The organism is Calothrix sp. PCC 6303, from assembly GCF_000317435.1.
Classification (GTDB): Bacteria; Cyanobacteriota; Cyanobacteriia; order Cyanobacteriales; family Nostocaceae; genus PCC-6303.
Genome location: NC_019751.1, coordinates 2,492,021 through 2,510,940, shown reverse-complemented (window position 1 = coordinate 2,510,940; position 18,920 = coordinate 2,492,021). Strand labels below are relative to the sequence as shown.

14 protein-coding genes are annotated in these 18,920 nt (G+C 39.8%); 11 read left to right on the top strand and 3 right to left on the bottom strand.

The features are described 5' to 3' along the window. The first annotated feature begins 57 nt into the window (after positions 1-57). The 6 genes from CAL6303_RS10245 to CAL6303_RS10220 all read left to right on the top strand — a co-directional run bounded on the left by CAL6303_RS10245 (position 58) and on the right by CAL6303_RS10220 (position 7,439). Positions 58-1,914 carry an ABC transporter ATP-binding protein gene (locus CAL6303_RS10245; RefSeq protein ID WP_015197781.1) on the top strand — a complete coding sequence of 619 codons (1,857 nt, stop codon included), beginning with the start codon at positions 58-60 and terminating at the stop codon, positions 1,912-1,914. A gap of 416 nt (positions 1,915-2,330) precedes the next feature. Further along, positions 2,331-3,314 (top strand): NAD-dependent epimerase, encoded by a 984-nt coding sequence (locus CAL6303_RS10240; protein WP_015197780.1) that lies wholly within the window; start codon positions 2,331-2,333, stop codon positions 3,312-3,314. Positions 3,315-3,552: 238 nt separating this feature from the next. Beyond that, on the top strand, positions 3,553-5,505 hold the full coding sequence (locus CAL6303_RS10235) for a S9 family peptidase (protein WP_015197779.1): 1,953 nt from the start codon (positions 3,553-3,555) through the stop codon (positions 5,503-5,505). A 195-nt stretch (positions 5,506-5,700) separates the two neighbouring features. After that, on the top strand, positions 5,701-6,168 hold the full coding sequence (locus CAL6303_RS10230; RefSeq protein ID WP_015197778.1) for a hypothetical protein: 468 nt from the start codon (positions 5,701-5,703) through the stop codon (positions 6,166-6,168). An 85-nt stretch (positions 6,169-6,253) separates the two neighbouring features. Further along, complete coding sequence (locus CAL6303_RS10225; RefSeq protein WP_015197777.1) at positions 6,254-6,838, top strand: hypothetical protein; 585 nt, start codon at positions 6,254-6,256, stop codon at positions 6,836-6,838. 208 nt (positions 6,839-7,046) lie between these two features. Next, positions 7,047-7,439 carry a hypothetical protein gene (locus CAL6303_RS10220; RefSeq protein WP_015197776.1) on the top strand — a complete coding sequence of 131 codons (393 nt, stop codon included), beginning with the start codon at positions 7,047-7,049 and terminating at the stop codon, positions 7,437-7,439. A gap of 86 nt (positions 7,440-7,525) precedes the next feature. On the opposite strand, the gene CAL6303_RS10215 is transcribed toward CAL6303_RS10220, so the two are convergent. Continuing rightward, complete coding sequence (locus CAL6303_RS10215) at positions 7,526-8,812, bottom strand: hypothetical protein (RefSeq protein ID WP_015197775.1); 1,287 nt, start codon at positions 8,810-8,812, stop codon at positions 7,526-7,528. A gap of 95 nt (positions 8,813-8,907) precedes the next feature. Here CAL6303_RS10215 and CAL6303_RS10210 point away from each other — a divergent pair, with 95 nt between their 5' ends. Continuing rightward, the gene (locus CAL6303_RS10210) at positions 8,908-10,641 is read left to right on the top strand and encodes a M48 family metallopeptidase (RefSeq protein WP_015197774.1); all 1,734 of its coding nucleotides are present in this window, start codon (positions 8,908-8,910) and stop codon (positions 10,639-10,641) included. Positions 10,642-10,777: 136 nt separating this feature from the next. Here CAL6303_RS10210 and CAL6303_RS10205 read toward each other — a convergent pair whose 3' ends face one another. Continuing rightward, positions 10,778-12,385: an FAD-dependent oxidoreductase gene (locus CAL6303_RS10205; protein ID WP_015197773.1), complete on the bottom strand. Its 1,608-nt coding sequence runs from the start codon at positions 12,383-12,385 to the stop codon at positions 10,778-10,780. A gap of 299 nt (positions 12,386-12,684) precedes the next feature. Here CAL6303_RS10205 and CAL6303_RS10200 point away from each other — a divergent pair, with 299 nt between their 5' ends. Next, positions 12,685-14,598 (top strand): DUF3352 domain-containing protein, encoded by a 1,914-nt coding sequence (locus CAL6303_RS10200; protein ID WP_015197772.1) that lies wholly within the window; start codon positions 12,685-12,687, stop codon positions 14,596-14,598. Between the two features lie 508 nt (positions 14,599-15,106). Beyond that, a complete protein-coding gene (locus CAL6303_RS10195; protein WP_015197771.1) occupies positions 15,107-15,337 on the top strand; it encodes a peptidoglycan-binding domain-containing protein in 231 nt (76 codons plus the stop codon). Between the two features lie 307 nt (positions 15,338-15,644). On the opposite strand, the gene trpB is transcribed toward CAL6303_RS10195, so the two are convergent. After that, positions 15,645-16,880, bottom strand: a complete 1,236-nt coding sequence (trpB, locus tag CAL6303_RS10190; protein ID WP_015197770.1) for a tryptophan synthase subunit beta — start codon at positions 16,878-16,880, stop codon at positions 15,645-15,647. A gap of 123 nt (positions 16,881-17,003) precedes the next feature. Here trpB and CAL6303_RS10185 point away from each other — a divergent pair, with 123 nt between their 5' ends. Continuing rightward, positions 17,004-17,351 carry a translation initiation factor gene (locus tag CAL6303_RS10185; RefSeq protein WP_015197769.1) on the top strand — a complete coding sequence of 116 codons (348 nt, stop codon included), beginning with the start codon at positions 17,004-17,006 and terminating at the stop codon, positions 17,349-17,351. 280 nt (positions 17,352-17,631) lie between these two features. After that, a complete protein-coding gene (locus CAL6303_RS10180; RefSeq protein ID WP_015197768.1) occupies positions 17,632-18,906 on the top strand; it encodes a sulfite oxidase in 1,275 nt (424 codons plus the stop codon). The last annotated feature ends 14 nt before the right edge of the window (positions 18,907-18,920 follow it).

Genomic DNA, 18,920 nt, shown 5'->3' with positions numbered 1-18,920 from the left:
CTATTAATCTTTATTTAAAAATTATTTACTTAACTCAGATTCATATACACCGAGAAAATGACACAGAAAAAACCCAAAAGTATTAAAAACGCTTTACCTGTAATGGTAAGAATTTGGCAGCGTTTTTCACCTCAAATTCAGCAGCAAAACAAGTTACTAATTACATCTTTTATTGCTTTAATAGCGGAGATATTTCTTCACCTCTTAGAACCTTGGCCGCTCAAATTTATTTTTGACTATATTCTTGTCCCGAACTTTAAAGAAAAAATCTCAGAAATTCCTTTATTTCAAGGATTAGACCCATTTAGTTTAGTTGCTGTACTTGCGATCGCATTAATCATAATAACTGCTTTACGTGCTTTTGCAGCCTACTTTAGTATATATGGAATGTCATTAGCTGCAAGTAACATCTTAACAGAAATTCGAGCCGAACTTTATCGCCATATTCAAAATCTTTCCCTATCTTTTCATCATCGAGTTAAAAGTGGTGATTTAATTACCCGTGTCACTTCAGATATTTCTAAACTGCGAGAAGTAACAGTGATGTCCTTATTACCCTTAGTCGCTAATTCTTGCACAATTTTAGGCATGATTATTGTCATGTTTTGGGTACATTGGGAATTAGCCATTTTTGCTTTAGCGATATTTCCAATATTTATTTTTGCAACAGCACGTTTAACAACAAAAATTCGGGGAATAGTCAAATCTCAACGTCAAAGGGAAGGATTATTAGCAGATGTGACAGCAGAATCCCTTGGTGCAATTAAAATTGTACAAGCACTGTCTCTTCAGTCCATGCTAGAAAATACCTTTGCAAACCAAAATCGTCAAAGTTTTCAAGAAAGTACCAAAGCACAAAAACTTGCCGCAGGGATGGAAAGAATGGTGGAACTTTTAGTTGGAGTTGCCACCGCTTTGGTACTATGGCGAGGTGTGCATTTAGTGATGGGTAATCATATTACCCCCGGTGATTTATTAGTATTTGTCAATTATTTCCGTATTGCCTTTAAACCCATGCGGTTACTAGCAAAATATGTCGGACAAATTGCCAAAGCGACTGCATCAGGCGATCGCATTCTTGATATCCTTGATACTGTTCCCGATATACAGGACACTCATTGGTCAAAAGAGGCTCCGCGTTTTCACGGGGATATGCATTTTAAAAACGTCAGTTTCGCCTACAATTGCGAACAAAGTATCCTGAAAAACATTAACTTTACAGTCTTACCCGGTCAGCGCGTGGCTTTGGTAGGGGCTTCGGGTGCTGGAAAGTCAACACTGACAAGCTTATTGCTCCGACTCTACGACCCAACCACCGGAGGAATTTTCATCGATGGACATGATTTACGTGAGTATAAAATACAATCTCTACGTCGGCAAATTAGCGTAGTTTTACAGGAAAGTGTGTTATTCGCAGCCAGTGTAAGAGATAACATTGCCTACGGTGATTTAAATGCATCAGACAAAGAAATTGAGCAAGCTGCAAAGTTAGCTAATGCCCATGATTTTATTCTGCAATTACCGCAAGGATACAACACAATTTTAGGAGAACGGGGGGCAACACTTTCGGGAGGACAAAGACAAAGAATTGCGATCGCTCGTGCTGCGGTACGTCAATCACCCATAGTTATTTTAGATGAACCAACCACAGGTTTAGACCAGGAAAACGAACATGCGGTAAATGAAGCGTTGAATCGATTGACTGAAAGACGCACAACTTTTACAATTTCCCATAACCTCAAAGCAGTTCAGAATGCTGACTTAATTGTTTATATCGAAGCAGGGGAAGTTTTAGAAAAAGGCACTCACGAGGAACTAATGTATCAAGGTGGTAGGTATGCAGCGATGTATGCATTGCAATCAGCATTAGGAAATAATTGCGATCGCCCAGATTCTTTTTCAGTGCAGGTATAAAGAGTAACTTGTTATTAGATATCCAACAACAAAAACTTCGCAAATTTAACCCGTCTAATTTTCCTGCGTCACGGACAAAGTACATACAACTAACAGAAATTATATCAAGGTTGTTGTGATGAATCATTACTTACTCAAAAAGGAAGAATCCAAGCAGATAAAAGTGGGAAATTTTTAAGTATTACAACTAGAAACGAATCCACAACAGCTAAATATTCAACCCAATAAAATTAGCATATTATTTTATCCCACATCACAAAATAAACCAATTATCCAAGCAATAAAGATTTGTACGTGAAAATAAATAGATTTGCGTAAATCAAAGACATTCCATCTAGAGTTGATAGTTGTGATTCAGCACCAACAGTTTTTACTAAAGCACAACTTACAAAAAACAAAATATCTTGAGGTAATTTATGAAAATTTTAATTACAGGGGTTGCAGGTTTTATCGGTTATCACTTAGCAGAAGAATTACTTCTTGAAAGTGAGCAAATTTATGGAATTGACAATCTTAATTCTTACTACGATGTCAGTCTTAAAAAAGCAAGATTAAGCCAATTAAATCTAAATTCTAATTTTAAATTTCAATATTTAGACCTCATCGATAGCTTAGGAATATCCCAACTATTTCAACAGGAGAAATTTGATTGCGTTGTTCACCTTGCTGCACAAGCAGGAGTCAGATACTCACTAGAAAACCCCCAAGCATATATTGATAGTAACTTAATTGGATTTACAAATATCCTTGAAGCTTGTCGTCACAATCAAATTAAACATTTAATTTTTGCATCTTCTAGTTCCGTTTATGGTGCAAATATAAAAGTTCCATTCTCAGTTAGCGATAATGTAGATCATCCAATTTCATTATACGCAGCGACTAAAAAAGCCAATGAACTAATGGCGCATTCCTACAGCCATTTATATAATTTACCCATTACTGGATTGCGTTTCTTTACAGTTTACGGTACCTGGGGTAGACCAGATATGGCTTATTTCAAATTTGCTAAAGCCATCGATCAAAATAAATCAATTGATGTATATAACTATGGCAAAATGCAACGTGACTTTACATATATTGATGATGTAGTTGAAGCGATAGCGCGATTAATCCATAAATCACCGCAAAAAATGTCCGCCAATATTAACAGCAACGCTTGCTATAAGATTTATAATATTGGTAATAATAAGCCAGTTGGATTATTACGATTTATTCAACTAATTGAATCGGCAATGGGTAAAAAAGCAGAGAAAAACTTTTTACCTATGCAACCAGGTGATGTGACTGCTACATATGCAGATGTGGATGATTTAATCCGAGATATTGGATTTAAGCCAAGTACCAGTATTGAAGAAGGTATCGAACGCTTTGTTCAATGGTACCAAGGTTATTATCATTAGACATCTCCATGAATTAATTATGTGTCACCTGGAACCCTTGTAGAGACGCGAAATTTTTCGTCTTTCAAGAAAGACTTTGCATAATGCTTATATGATAACTTCTGGTTCGCCCATTTTTTGGGAGCATCTCACCTTTGCGGCGTTGTATAAATGCGGGATGCGTAAACGGGTATTCTCACCTTCTACTCTCGTCATATATGTTTTACTAACAATATGGTGTTCATAGTTTTTACAATAAATGCAATTTTTATCGAGATTCCTTATCACCCTTTTTGCAGTGGTGATACTACCTTCACACCTAGTAATAGCTCAAACTTCCACTATCACCCCTAACGAAAATCTAGTTGTTCAAGGTATTCCCCCAATACCTACAAGTTTAGTTACAACAATTGAACGCTATACAAATTTTAGAGCTGCAAGCTTGGCAAGTTGGCATCCAGTGCGGCGAGAAATGCTCATTTCAACCAGATTTGCAGATACTCCGCAGATACATCTAGTCAAATCTCCTTTAGCCTATCGTCAACAGTTGACGTTTTTCCCAGAACGCACTTCTGGTGGAAGTTTTCAACCCACAGAGGGTAATTATTTTGTCTTCAGTAAAGATATTGGTGGTAACGAATTTAGCCAAAATTATCGCTATGATTTAGCCACTGGAGATATTACCCTATTAACTGATGGGAAATCGAGAAATAGTGGTGGACTTTGGTCTAATAAAGGTGACAAAATCATCTATACATCTACTCGTCGCACTGGTCAAGATAATGATTTTTATCTAATTGACCCCAAAAACCCCCAAAGCGACAAGCTGCTGATGCAAGTCAAAGGTGGCGGTTGGGGAGTATTGGATTGGTCGCCAGATGACACACAAGTATTAGTATTAGAATACATCTCCGCCAATGAAAGTAACCTCTGGTTGGTAAATGTAGCTTCCGGTACCAAAAAACTCATTACACCGAAAATAGGTAAAGAGAAGATTTACTATGGGGGCTCTGCATTTAGTACAGATGGTAAGGGGCTATATATTATTACCGATAAAGGTTCTGAGTTTCAGCAATTAGCATATGTTGACTTAGCAACAATGCAATATAGTTTTCTGACTCAAAATATTCCTTGGAATATCGAAGAATTTGAACTTTCTGAAGATGGGAAAAATCTAGCTTTCATCAGCAATGAAGATGGTGCCAGTATTTTACATATTCTCGACACCAGCACCCGTAAAGAAAAACCATTACCAAAACTACCCGTAGGACAAATATTAGGGATTACTTGGCATCGCAATAATGTAGATTTAGGTTTTACCCTGGTTTCAGCCCGTTCTACTGCTGATATTTACTCCTTAAATATTCGTGATAACAAAGTTCAGCGTTGGACACAAAGCGAAACTGGAGGATTAAACACAGCAAATTTTAGTGATGCACAATTGGTTCGCTGGAAAAGTTTTGATGGCAAAATGATCTCTGGCTTTCTCTATCGTCCGCCAGCTAAATTTACTGGTAAACGCCCTATCATGATTGACATTCATGGGGGTCCAGAAGCACAATTTCGTCCAGGATTTTTAGGACGTAATAACTATTACCTAAATGAATTGGGTGTAGCTTTGTTGTTCCCCAATGTTCGTGGTTCTACAGGTTATGGAAAAACCTTCCTTCAACTGGATAACGGCTTTAAACGAGAAGATTCAGTTAAAGATATCGATGCGTTATTCAATTGGATTGCCACTCAAGCAGATTTAGATAAAGATCGAGTGATGGTGACAGGTGGCAGTTATGGGGGTTATATGTCATTGGCAGTTGCCACAAAATATAGTGATAAAATCCGTGCTGCAATTGATATTGTCGGCATCTCCAACTTTGTCACATTCTTGGAAAAAACCGAAAGTTATCGGCGTGATTTAAGACGTGTGGAATATGGAGATGAGCGAGATCCGAAAATGCGGGAATTCCAACTCAAAATTTCCCCTTTGAATAACGCTCAAAACATCAGAAAACCGCTGTTTGTCATTCATGGGAAAAATGACCCCCGTGTTCCTTTGAATGAAGCCGAACAAATAGTCAAAACAGTCCAAAAAAATAATGTACCTGTTTGGTATTTGATGGCGAAAGATGAAGGACACGGATTTAGTAAGAAGAAAAATATCGACTTTCAGTTTTATGCAACAGTGATGTTTGTTAAGGAATATTTATTGAAGTAGAAGCTAAGTTGACCTTGATGCTAGCTATAAAGGAACGTGTTTTATCGAATCCCTTTACATCCTCTGCCTACGAAACGTTGAAGCAGGGGATGTAAAGCCATTCTTCGGTTAGATCATGATGACTAGTTACCATATTTCATCTTTTGGCTTTAAACTATAAATAATCAAACTCGTGATCACCATTCCAGAGAGCATATGGATGTTGAACCTCAAGACGCAACTAAAAATTCTGGTAAATATTTTCTCAATCGCAAACCATTAGAACTGCTCAGAGAGACGGAAGCGTTATTACGTCGTCCAACGGTTTCTGTACTTGCACCAATTTTACCAGCAAACTTAAGTCAAGGTTTAGATCAAGCGTCTTTAATCGCTGAAGATACTTTGGAAAATCTAGCAAAAATTGATCTGGATGAAATTACAGATTTTGATTTGCGAACTGCTCGAATTCACGTTGGTTTAAGTTTTGTGGGTTTTGGAGCATTGATGCTGGTTATATTGTTACTTTATCTTCAGGCTTTGCATCCAGAGATGAGCGCATCTGAACAAATCTATCACTATTGGTATGAATATGTCTGGTTTGTGAATCTTGGAGTTGCGGGAATGTTTGTGTTGGGTAGGGAAGCAATGCGTCCAGTTCAAAAAAACTCTAACAAGTCATTTTAAAATTTTAACTTTGCTCAGTTTAACGTTAGTTAGAGTAAATGAATGGGAATAATACGAAGTAGATTTTTCATGGTTCCCTATAAATATGCAGTATCCTCTCCAACTAACCTTTAAATTTTGGGCTTTTTCTCCCCAAATCTCCATCGTCGATACTCAAGGTAATTTACTTTTTTACGTCAAACAAAAGCTTTTCAAGCTTAAAGAAGCAATTACTGTTTTCGCTGATGCGGAGCGTACTCGCCCTTTATACTATATTAAGGCTGATCGGGTTATTGATTTTTCGGCACGTTACGATTTTACAAACGAAAATGGGATTTCGATTGGTGCAGTCAAACGGCAGGGATTAAAATCGTTGTGGCGAGCGCGTTATGATGTATTTGACGGTGAAAATATCAATTTTACGATTCAAGAGAAAAATCCTTGGGTAAAAATCGCTGATGCACTGTTTCAAGAAATTCCAGTTGTTGGGATGTTAAGTGGATTTGTGTTTAATCCTACATATTTAGTTAGCCGCAGTGATTCTTCGGTTGTGATGCGGTTAGAAAAAATCCCTTCGTTTTTTTCACGGCAGTTTAGTATCAAAGCGATGGATAAATTAAGCGAACAGGAAGAAACACAAGTTCTATTAAGCTTGATGATGATGTTGCTGTTGGAGAAAAATCGTGGTTAATAATTTGGATTGAATCTAAGTAAATATACTTTGATGAAGTGGCTCGTAGGCGGAACTTGGGGTATAAAGCTACACTCTCCCGCTTGTGGTGGTTTTCAAAGCTGGGTATTTGGTATCCCAAAAGTTAGCCAATATTATATGGGTGAGCCGAAATACTGTTAACTTTGACTTTACAATTTGATAATATTCTTTGCTCAATGTCGAAGTTATGTTAACGGAAATTTTGCCTTTCAGTTTTGAAGTTGATACGGTTGCGATCGCTGGTTCGAGTTTGTGGTCTTTAGCTTCATATTTGGCTTTTTCGCCTGCGAGTGATCAGGTGACTAATTTGCTGAATCGCTGGTTTAATTTTGCTGAGGGTTTTCTTTATACTAGTAAGGATGAGTTTGAGAGGACTCGGAAGGCGAGGGAATCTCAGAATGCTTTCTATGCTTCACTTTTGAGTATTGTCCCTTTTATTCTTTTTGGTGCTTTTTGTAACTGGGGTGTGGAGTTGAGTTTGGGTCGGAGTTGGGCGATTAGTATGGGGATTCTGGCTTGTATGGGTTGTGGGGTGTATGAGTTGGGTAGGCGGGATGGACAGTCGTCTGAGGAGGAATGAGAGGAAGAGGAGAGAAAGAAAGAGTTTTAACGCAGTAGACGCTTTTGCGGCTTCCCGCAGGGTGGGGCGCGGAGGTAAGCGCAGAGTTACGCGGAGTCGGTTTTTGAGAGGTTTTGGGTGTTGGCAATTTCTTGTTGGACGATGTTGACTAGTTTCTCTGCTGCACCTGTTTCTCCTCTAATTTGACGCAGCTGTTGGCGCATTTTTTCGAGTTTTTCGGGGTTGTTGAGGTAGTCGAGGACTTGTTCTCCCACTTGGTGGGGGTTGAGTTTACCGATGAGTTCGGGTACTATTTCTTGTTGTGCCCAGATGTTGGGCCATGCTAGTAAGCCTCGACGACGCAAAAACCACCAGTTGATGAGTTTGGCGAAGTTGGTACCTATTCCTGGTAGGTTAGCAAGGATACCGAGTATGCCGTCCCAAGAACGCATTGCGTCGAGTTGTTGGGTGGGCAGAAGGACTACCATGGGAATGGCAAGGGAACCGAGTTCTGCGGTGTTTGCCCCAACGGTGGTGAGGCAAATACTGGTTTGTGAAAGTATGTCGTAGGCGGGACTTGGGGTATAAAGTTGAACTATTAAGCCTGTGGTGGTTTTGAGTACTGGGTAGTTGTATCCTTCGAGGTGCTGAATTAGGGTTGCACCTTGAAATCCAAAGTAGTTAGCGATGGGGTTTGTTTCGGGATTGGCGAAATTTAGTAGTGTCTCGAAGTTGAGGGTTGGTGCTACGGGGATGATGAATTTTATTTCGGGTTTGTGGGTGTGGATGTGTTGCGCGATCGCTAATGTTAATGGTACACCTTGAGCTAGTTTGGCTGGTTTTGATCCGGGAAGGATGCCAATTAGGGTTTCTGTTTGGTTTGCAATGTTGGATTCTGGGATAAATGTTGCTGTTTCGGAAATGAGGTCGCCAACTACGGTAAATTTATCTTTGTATTTTGGTGCAACTTTTGCCATGGTTTCGGGTTTCATGACGGCAAATCGATCAATGAGATTATGCCACCTTGCATCCCATTCGGCGTAGATAATGGTTTTGTATCCCAGTCTTTTACCAATGATGACGGGGAAAAATTGATCTCCTCCCAAAAAGATGACGATTCCTTTGTTTCTCCAATCCCAGTTTTCTCTGGTTTTTCCCCACAGGAGAAAGGGAAAGAAGTCTGTAGCGGCTTGCACTCGATCCACTTCTGGGTAAGAATTAAGAATATCTGCTTCTTTGCCGCTGGCATTGGGACAGGGTGAGAGAATTACTGATATACGGACTTGGGATGTATCGTTTCCAAGTTTTTGTCGTAGCACCTTGACAACGGGACGCACCCATGTGGCAACTTCACCGGGACCATTGGAAAGGATAAGAATGTCTAGTTGATTCATGAATTTAGTGAAGTTTTCGTGGTGAGTGCATCTCGATTCTGTTTCTAAGCATACAGTGTAGAAAAGAGCCTATTTTAAAAAATCAACCCTTAATTATGAAACGTAGATGGAAGTCACTGTTTCTTTCCTTTAACTGGGTATTACTCTCGGTGGGAACTTCTATATCTGTGATTTTGACACAACCTTTAATTACTCCTGCGAAGGAACCTGTGATTTTTCCTGTGACTGAGGAATCACTGAATTCTGTTCCCAATCAAGGAGGTACAATATCAGATGATTTCGATTATTTATTTGCACCACCAGTTTTAGATCAAGTTACTACAACTAAAGATAATTCTAAAAGTCCTTCACAGCAGCAAATTCCTGAGGAAGTTAAAAAACCGGAATCTGAAGATGAAGCTAAGAAAAAACCCCAAGAGAAAGTAGAGGAAGCTGCACCAACTCCGGAGGAATTAGCTCGTCAGCAAAAGTTAATTGAAGCGGATAAACTATATTTGGCAGGAAATCTCGCAGAAGCTGAGAAGCTTTACCGGGAAGCAAAGGAACCTTTTTCGCAGACATCTACTAAAGATGAACCGCGTCAACCTGCAATTACTGATGCTGAACAGTTGACACCAGCAGGTAAGGTATATTGGCGAGAAGCGGAAGCGGGAATTGCTAAGAAGTTACAAACTCGCACTTTAGTTCCTTTGGATTTACTGGTGCAGCAGGTACCACAATTTATCCCCGGTCATATAAGATATGCTGAGGAGTTGAAAAAATATGGGGATGAGAAGAAGTCACTCCAAGTCTTAGAAAGGGCTGCATCTTTATATCCCAATCAGCCTGATTTAGTGAAAGCGCGTGTAGATGCTTTAGCGGATGCGAAAAAGTGGATGGAAGCTTCTTTGGCAGCTAGGCAATATGCGATTTTGAATCCTAATAATTCCTTAGCACCAGAATTTACGCAGTTAGCCGATAAACACCTCAAACAATATAAATCATACATTAGAGGGGAGATTCGCGGGAATGCGATCGCTAATATCCTCACGGGTGCTTTAGGATATGCGGTGACGGGTAGTTTGTTAGGACCTTTTTCCGCCCTCGATTCTACAATACTCTTATTCCAAGGTGAACAATCGATTGGTGAGTCGGTGGCAAAGCAAGCGAAAAAGCAGCTTGATTTGGTGAAAGATGAAACAGTTAATACCTATGTTAATGATATTGGGCAGAAATTAGCTAAGGTTGCTGGACGTGATGAATTCAAATATGAATTTTTCGTCATTCCCGAACCCGATTTAAACGCTTTTGCCCTCCCAGGTGGTAAAGTCTTTTTGAACGCTGGCGCGATCGCTAAAACCAAATCAGAGGCTGAATTGGCTGGTTTGATTGGTCATGAATTGTCCCATGTAGTGCTTTCCCATGGTTTTCAACTTGTGACTCAAGGTAATTTAATTTCTAATGTGACTCAGTATTTACCATTAGGTGGTACGGTGGGACAGCTATTTGGGCTTAGTTATAGCCGGGACATGGAACGTCAAGCAGATATGTTAGGCACCCGTATTCTTGTCACATCTGGATATGCAGCCGATGGATTGCGAAACCTGATGGCAACTCTCAAAAAAGAGCAAAAAAATTCACCCCCAACCTGGGTATCATCGCACCCTGGAGGTAATGAAAGAGTTAGCTATTTGGAGGAAACAATATCCCGCAATGGTTACAACCGCTATGCTTACGAAGGTGTTGCCAAACACCAAGAAATTCGGGAGAAAGTTAAGGTGATACTGGAAAAAGCAAAGGAATGTAAGGAAGACGCGACGAAATGTCCAGAAGAGAAAAAAGAAAATTAAATAAGGGAATTCCAACAAAATAATTTCCCAATAGGTGCACTGGTGGAACAGGCTAGAAGCCCGCACCACATGAGGATTTTTTAAATTGGAAGTCCCTAAATGTAGAGATGCGATATATCGCGTCTCCACATCATAATTATGCTGACATGCCATTTTCAAATCTATCTAGCTGTGCTATGTCATCCTGTTTTGGATGGGATTGACCGTAGATTTTTGGTAAACTGCCAGTACTTGCTAAAATATTGCGAACTTCCAAATTAGAGATTTCATTGAGAGCGCGATCGCTTAAAATAGAAGTCACTACTGCAATCCCGATTCCTTGGGCAACTGCACAGTTAAACTCCACAATTCTTCCTGCCGAACAAGCATAACCTTCAAATCCGGATGCAGGACTAATTACGGCTAAGTTGTCGATATTTCGCAATAATGTGTGTTGAATCCCGACATTAAATAGGGGTACTGGTAATTGAAAGAACAACAGATTTCCCATGCCTTTCTCAGTTGCCCTGGTACCAAGCCCTGCAATTCCACCTCGGACATCAAAGTGGTAGCCAAAAGTACCAATTGCTTCTTGGGGAGATACACCACCTTGAAGCATTTCAGTACCTGTGAGGGGGTCAATTACTCCTGTGATGTTTCCGGCATGACGAATGTATAATTCTGGTGCAGGTGTGACAGTGGTAGCACCTAAGCTTTTAAACCACTTGATGAGATGTTGCATCTCCTCTAACATCGCGGCTGTGGGTTTCGCATTACCACGGGCTAAATTCTCGGCTTCATCAGCCGAAACATCGAATAGAAGTGCATTCCAAGACATTCTCCCGTTCTCCAATATGGCAATATTTGCCTTATCTAAAAGAGCGCGACTTTGATCTAAAGATAAAGCTGTACCTCGGAAACCATGGTAGACGATGGATAAAGCGTAACTGCGAACATCAATATAATCGCTACCTGCATACATCGCAATTTTACTGAGGTCATGCTGATTTTTGCTAAATGCTTCTCGAAGTTGGGAAAAACGCTCGCTATCCCCACCCGCAGCAACTTTCATCCAGTTTTGGGCAACTGCATCATTAGGGTTAGCTAATCGCTGCATATATTGCATTTCCAAGTCTTTCAGCTTTTCCACTGTCAATCCTTGAGTTTCAAAGGTGAGTGTGACTGAAAGTTCCGAACTTGGTAAACCAAATGTTTCAAATCCCTTGAGTTTTTTCGCTCCACTGAATTGAGCTAACTCGGCATTAATTGTAGCATCAATAAATTGCTTGGCTGTGTAAATTTCGCCTTTGGTGAGACGAATTGCTGTGATTTTGGAACCAGATTTAGTCACAGATTCAATTTCAATATTGCTTAAAATATCTGCTTTTACTTCCTTCAACATCCCCCGTAAAACTGCATCTGCTTTGCGGGTATCTAAGGCAACTTGAGTAACTTCAGCTTTGGTTAAAAATTCCTGATAAATTTTCGATGATTCACCATAAATGCCGATTTTATGAAGCTTTCGGATATCAGCAGGAACTACTGAGCGGTCAAGGTAAGACAAAGCACCTCGCACTAAATGACCACCAATACCTAACTGAGAATTCCCTTTAAATAGTAATAGGGAACGAGGATACTTATTTGTGCGACGGTAATATTCCCTCGCCGCACAAACTAAAGCGAAAATACCAGGTAACTCATCGCCAAAAGTAATGATATCATAGTTACGAATATTGGAATTATTAACTGCTTGTAGGTCTAACATGAGGATTTTCTCTATATTTTTATTGTTCTAGAGAAAATCAACAACAAATTTCAGTACAATTCCGGATTCTAACGGGTACCCTTAAGGGTAATTATGGAAGTTTTTTTAGATGGTAATGGTAATTCGGAATCTGGTATTTTGGTTATGTATCTTTAAATTGGTATTTGGGTTAAATCAACAGTTAATTCTTGACTAGAAATCACGCATACCTGACATCTTACGAGATATCACTAGGGGTGTTTGATGTTTTCTTATGTTAGGAAGAAAAAGAGATACATAACTAACTAGCGGTGGACAGAATGAAATTCTTTATCAAAGCGGGAACAGCAGTAACTATGAGTTTTTTACTCTGTTCACCAGCAAGTGCAGCAGAGTTAAATAAGATACTGACTACAAATAAAAATTTGTCTGAAGCTTCAGCGCAGATATCTGGCAAAAAAATCAGCGAAGATACTAATTCTAACCCAGTAAATAATACATCCGATCAGCCATCAATCCCTGTAAACCCTGAACAAGCAACAGAAACCGCACCACCATCCACTGGGGGAAACATCGCTGAAATAGCGAAGATGTTACCAGAAAATACTCCTTTAATCGGGATAGTTAGTACTAAAATATCAGCCTGGAGTGATTTAAATCGCTTCCAATTGTTTAAAATGGCTGAAGATGCCATTAAAACATTTATTCCAGCAGGTACTAACTTAGATTATGTCAAAGATGTTCAATCTTGGCTAGGTGAACAGGCTGTAGTTGCCTTCATGCCGAAGGTAGGTTCTACACCCGTAACCCTTGAAGAAACTTCTGTGATTATTGTTCCCATCAAAAATATGGCAAAGGTACAGCCATTTATTGATTTAATCACATCCAACAAAGAAAATACTACAGAAAGAGAATATAAGGGTGTGAAGATTACGGAAATTAAAATTGAAGTACCTCAGTTGGAAAAGCCACCCACGAAAAAAGAGCCAGCAGCCAAAGCAATTAAGAAACCATTACCAGCTAAGAAGTCAAGAATTTTAGCGATCGCTTCCGTTCCAGGATACGTTTTAACTGGTAACAGTAGCAAGCCCATCGAACGGGTAATCGATATGCGTGAAGGTGGCATTCCCACCCTTGCAGCAAGTCCCCGCTTTCAACCCACACTCCAAAATCCCCAAGTTAACACCACCCTATTTGGGATTTACGAAAATATCCCAGAATTTATACCTTTAATTAAAGATATATATGATGATTTGTTAACTCAAATCCCCAAAACAGAAGGTATACCTTTACCTCCCAACCCCTTTGATGACAAATCTTTCAACTTTGAAGCTCTCAAAGAATACTCCAGTGTTAACGGGTTTGTGACTCAACAACCAGAGGGTTTACGGTTGCAAATCAATTCTTACCGTCAGCAACCAAAATCTGACAATGGAATCGAAACCACCAACAAAACCGAAACGATTTTATCACGTTTACCTGGCACCACCTACTACTCATTTTCGGGACGCAATCTCAACTTTGTTTGGCAAACTATTTCCACAGCATTTTCTACCCGACCAGAATTGAAGAAAGGTTTAGATGAATTCCGCAAATTTGTCAAAACCAGTGTCGGCTTAGACTTCGACAAGGATATCATGAGTTGGATGGATGGGGAATATGCTCTTTTTGCCTATCCCACCAAAGGCGGATTTATCCAATCGTTTGTTCCCAACTTTAACTTGGGTATTGGGATTGCACTGCAAACTAGTAACCGCAGCAGTGCTGATAAAGCCATCAAGAAACTGACAGAAGTCTCACAACTAAAGGTTAACGAAACTGATATTAAAGGACAAGCAGTCACCAGCTTGAAAGTTGGAGAGCCATCTCAAAGCTTGGTGGCATATAGTTGGATGGAAGATAACACCATTATATTGACCACTGGACAGAGTGCGATCGCTGATTTAGTTCCCAAGCCCCAAAGTTCTCTAACCACGAATTACAACTTTATCACTGCAACCAAATCTTTCCCTCGCCCTAACCAAGGATATTTCTACCTGAATATGGGATCTGTTTTGTCATGGGCTTATGGTCTTATACCATCACAATATACTCAAGATCCAAACTTCCGTATTTTTAAACAAGCTATCGGCTCAATTTATAGTATCAGTGCTACATCTACCGCTGACCCAGAACGGGAAGAAGTTGATTTTCTCATAGTTTTAGCACCAACAAGAAATGTGAATAAAAATTAGCATCAAGCATCAGTTCGGTAGAAGCAATTTTGTTTATTTCTCCTTGAAAGTCATTCTACCGGACTGATTTCCTAATTTGTCGCTACAATTTAAACCAAAGAGTAATTAAGTAGGTGGGTAGAAAAAATTATCGTTCTGCTCAGGGAGTAGTGAGTAGGGGTAAGGCTTTGAGATGAATTTACATTCTGTTACATAGTTCCGTTTATTTCCGCCTACTTACTTACACTTGTATTCTATTAAGTTAACAAAATTTAATGAAATCCACAGTTTCCTTAAGTTTGAAAGATGCATTTTTTCCGGATAAATATAGATAATTTATTCAAGTTTAACAACAACAATTAGATTAGTAATCAATATGAATAGTAGATGTTAAATTGCGTGTATTTACTCAAGTAGTTTATATTTATTTGCCGTCATCATGTAAGCATATCAGCCAACTTCATAAACAAAACTTACAACTAATATTGGCTGCTTGAATTTAATTACATAGTGGAGGACATAGAATTTTATGGAAACTTATTTGAGTCACGGTTCAGATGGAGATAATGTTATTTACCTACAAGAGTGTTTAAATAATTTTGGTTATGATTTGGACGTTGACGGCATTTTTGGTGATAACACTCAATATGCTGTTGAAGATTTTCAGTCTTCTCAAGGTTTGGAAGCTGACGGCATTGTTGGCTCAATGACTTGGGATGCTATTCAAAATGTACTGGCAAGTTTTGAACCTGCCTGTTAATTTTTATCAATTTTATCGTCATATTTCAAATATCACAGTTGCCATTCTAATTACTTTTAGAATGGCTTTTTGTAATTAGGATATCCAAGATATAGCAGTGGACATCTAGGTTATGTCATAAATATTTGTTTAAAAGGGAACTGGGAACAGATAAATATCCTAATAAAAATGGCTACAGCTATAAATTTGAAATAGTATTAAGATAATCCCCAACTTACTTTTAAATAAGTCGGGGATGTGCTTCTCAAAACTGTCATGATGTGGTAATAAACATCTAAGATTTTCCATAGATGTTTAATGAGTAAAATCAGAGATTAAGATATTTAATTACAGATTGAACATCTTTATCACCACGTCCTGAGCAGTTGATGACAATGCGGGGATTACCAGTAAGCTGGGGACAGAGTTGTTCGAGATATGCGATCGCGTGTGAGGTTTCTAAGGCTGGAATAATTCCTTCCAATTTTGATAACCGCTGAAATGCGTCTAAAGCTTCTTGATCTGTAACGCTGTAATATTCAGCACGTCCATAATCTTTCAAAAAGCTATGTTCTGGACCAACACCAGGATAATCTAAACCAGCACTAATTGAGTGTGGTTCAATTACTTGACCTTCTTCATCCTGTAATAAATAACTCATTGCTCCATGTAACACACCCACTTTACCCTTGGTTAAAGTTGCTGCATGTTTATCAGTATTTACACCAAAGCCTGCGGCTTCCACACCAATGATTCGGACACTGGATTCATTAATAAACTCGTGAAATAACCCCATGGCATTGGAACCACCACCCACGCAAGCCATGAGGATATCCGGCAACCCACCCCATTTTTCCATTGCTTGGGCGCGAGTTTCTTCCCCAATCACAGCATGAAAATCCCTTACCATCATCGGATAAGGATGGGGTCCAGCCACAGAACCAAGAATATAGTGGGTGCTTTCCACGTTTGTTACCCAATCACGAATCGCCTCTGAAGTTGCATCCTTCAAAGTTCCAGTTCCCGACTCCACCGGGCGAACTTCAGCCCCCATCAAGCGCATCCGAAACACATTTAGGGCTTGGCGTTCCATATCATGAACACCCATGTAAATCACACATTCCAAACCAAAGCGAGCGCACACTGTAGCAGTGGCGACACCATGTTGTCCCGCACCAGTTTCGGCAATAATTCTTTTTTTGCCCATCCTTTTAGCCAATAACACCTGACCAATGGCATTATTAATTTTGTGAGCGCCAGTATGATTTAAGTCTTCACGCTTTAAGTAAATCTGCGCCCCACTACCATCAGGACGAGCATAATGTTGAGTCAAACGTTCGGCAAAATAAAGCGGTGTGGCACGTCCCACATAATCCCGCAATAAACCCTGCAATTCTGCTTGAAACCCCTGTTCGTTACGATACTGGTAATAAGCAGTTTCTAATTCAGCTAATGCAGGCATCAGAGTTTCGGGGACATATTTTCCACCGAAGCGTCCGAAACGTCCTAATGCATCCGGACGTTGTGTATTTTGGAAGTTTGGGTTGATGGGTGTAATGGTCACGGCTAACTCTTGGCAATTTACAGCACGACCTTAATTATAGGCAGTCAGAGGGGACAAGGGGTAAGTTGAAACAATAAAGGATAAAATTAAAATTCAATTACGGTCAGATTTCCAACTCAATTTATGACTCCCAAAAAAGGTAATTCTTCAGGAAGTGGTTTTTCTTGGCGCGAATTTGGTGATGATAATTCACCAGCTTTGGAACGGGGAACACCAGATTTACCACCAGAAAAGCAAAATGTCCGCGTGCAAGCCACTAGAGCTGGACGTAAGGGTAAAACTGTAACTGTGATTACTGGATTTGAGACTAACACGGAGACTTTACAGGCATTATTAAAACAATTAAAAGCTCAATGCGGTAGTGGTGGAGCATTGAAAGAGAACGAAATCGAAATCCAAGGCGATCACAAACAGAAGATTTTAGAAATTTTAATTAAGTTAGGTTACAAAGCTAAAATAAGTGGTGGTTGACCGTAGCCCAGACTGGAGGCAGGAGCCTCCAAATCTGTATTCCTTGCCCGGAGACAAGGAACGAGTTAGAGCAAAGATGTTGAGTGAATATTGAGCCTCTAAAGTTTAATTTTTAGCTGCAAGCAAAATAATCCCTAATTTTCAACTACCTGAAGACATATTGTGTTGATATATGCTTTGCTGTAAATTTTTACAGTAATCTCCAATACTATCATTTCCAAGATAATACCATCACTTCAGTGTAGGTAGTTGATTTTATATTTACGGGAGTTCAGTAACCTTGAGTGAAAAAGAACTATTTGAGCAAGAGGACTATCTCAAATCTCGGATTGATGAGTATATTTATCAGAAAAGCCGCGAACATCAGATATCCAAAAGGCATTTTCTCCAAATATTAGCCGCCACAGTTGGAGGAAGTATAATCACTGGTTTTTCATCATCAGCGCGTGCCGAAACTATCATCAAACCCCAAAAAATAGTCAAAGCAGTACCAGCAAATTATATTTCCCATAGTCAAGGAACATTGGAAATGAATTGGGGGGAAATGTATCAACGTGGTTACATTGTTCCCAACAGTTTATTTTATGTGCATAATCGTAGCGCCCCGCCAGCTTTTGACCCGGCAACTTGGCAACTAAAGATTTCCGGAACTGGCGTGGCTCAACCTTGCAGCCTTAGTTATGACCAAGTTATCACTATGTCATCCCGTTCGGTTATCTGTGCGATTGAATGTACAGCTAACGGTAGACGGTTCTTTGAAGAAGCATACAATCGTCCGGTTCCCGGTGCTAACTGGCGCTTAGGTGCAATTGGGGTCGCAGAATGGACTGGTGTACCTTTAGCGACATTATTAGAACTTGCCAAGGTAAAGTCAACAGCCCGTGATGTCCAAGTTATTGGTGCTGATTTAGATTCCCTCGATGGTAAAGGAACAAACACATCCAACTTCAACAGTGTTATTCCCATCGCTAAGGCAAAGTCAGCCGATTCACTCCTAGCATATGCCATGAACGGTGAACCCTTACCCCCAGATCATGGTCGTCCCTGTCGAGTAATTTTACCAGGATGGTCAGGTAATGCACATGTCAAATGGATTACGGAAATAGTAGTTTCTGAATCACCTATATATACCCCTTGGGTGACAGAACAAATGGTTTTAAAAGGTGCAGATTACCCAGTTGCAGAAAAATATCAAGGTAAATTAGTCACCTACCAAAACGTGAAAAGTGCCTTTGAATTACCTTGGGATACCACCTTAGTAGCAAAAAAATATCTGTTGCGAGGGCGTTCTTGGTCAGGTTTAGGAAATATTCGCCGTGTGGAAGTGAGTTTAAATGGTGGGAATACTTGGCAACTAGCAAGAATGCAAGAACCCAATTTACCTTACGCATGGGTGCGCTGGGATATCGATTGGCACCCTATACCTGGTAAATATATCCTCCAAGCTCGTGCCACTGATAGTAAGGGAAACACCCAACCATTAACTGTTCCGTGGAATGACGGGGGATTACTGTATGGGGGTGTTGTGAGTCACCCTGTGACAGTGGTGGGGTAGGGAGGCAGGGGAGC

What these genes read in the sequence shown, in the direction of transcription:
- CAL6303_RS10245 (WP_015197781.1), top strand. Translation starts at nt 58, where the DNA reads ATGACACAGAAAAAACCCAAAAGTATTAAAAACGCTTTACCTGTAATG.
- CAL6303_RS10240 (WP_015197780.1), top strand. Translation starts at nt 2,331, where the DNA reads ATGAAAATTTTAATTACAGGGGTTGCAGGTTTTATCGGTTATCACTTA.
- CAL6303_RS10235 (WP_015197779.1), top strand. Translation starts at nt 3,553, where the DNA reads ATGCAATTTTTATCGAGATTCCTTATCACCCTTTTTGCAGTGGTGATA.
- CAL6303_RS10230 (WP_015197778.1), top strand. Translation starts at nt 5,701, where the DNA reads ATGGATGTTGAACCTCAAGACGCAACTAAAAATTCTGGTAAATATTTT.
- CAL6303_RS10225 (WP_015197777.1), top strand. Translation starts at nt 6,254, where the DNA reads ATGCAGTATCCTCTCCAACTAACCTTTAAATTTTGGGCTTTTTCTCCC.
- CAL6303_RS10220 (WP_015197776.1), top strand. Translation starts at nt 7,047, where the DNA reads ATGTTAACGGAAATTTTGCCTTTCAGTTTTGAAGTTGATACGGTTGCG.
- CAL6303_RS10215 (WP_015197775.1), bottom strand. Translation starts at nt 8,812, where the DNA reads ATGAATCAACTAGACATTCTTATCCTTTCCAATGGTCCCGGTGAAGTT.
- CAL6303_RS10210 (WP_015197774.1), top strand. Translation starts at nt 8,908, where the DNA reads ATGAAACGTAGATGGAAGTCACTGTTTCTTTCCTTTAACTGGGTATTA.
- CAL6303_RS10205 (WP_015197773.1), bottom strand. Translation starts at nt 12,385, where the DNA reads ATGTTAGACCTACAAGCAGTTAATAATTCCAATATTCGTAACTATGAT.
- CAL6303_RS10200 (WP_015197772.1), top strand. Translation starts at nt 12,685, where the DNA reads ATGAAATTCTTTATCAAAGCGGGAACAGCAGTAACTATGAGTTTTTTA.
- CAL6303_RS10195 (WP_015197771.1), top strand. Translation starts at nt 15,107, where the DNA reads ATGGAAACTTATTTGAGTCACGGTTCAGATGGAGATAATGTTATTTAC.
- CAL6303_RS10185 (WP_015197769.1), top strand. Translation starts at nt 17,004, where the DNA reads ATGACTCCCAAAAAAGGTAATTCTTCAGGAAGTGGTTTTTCTTGGCGC.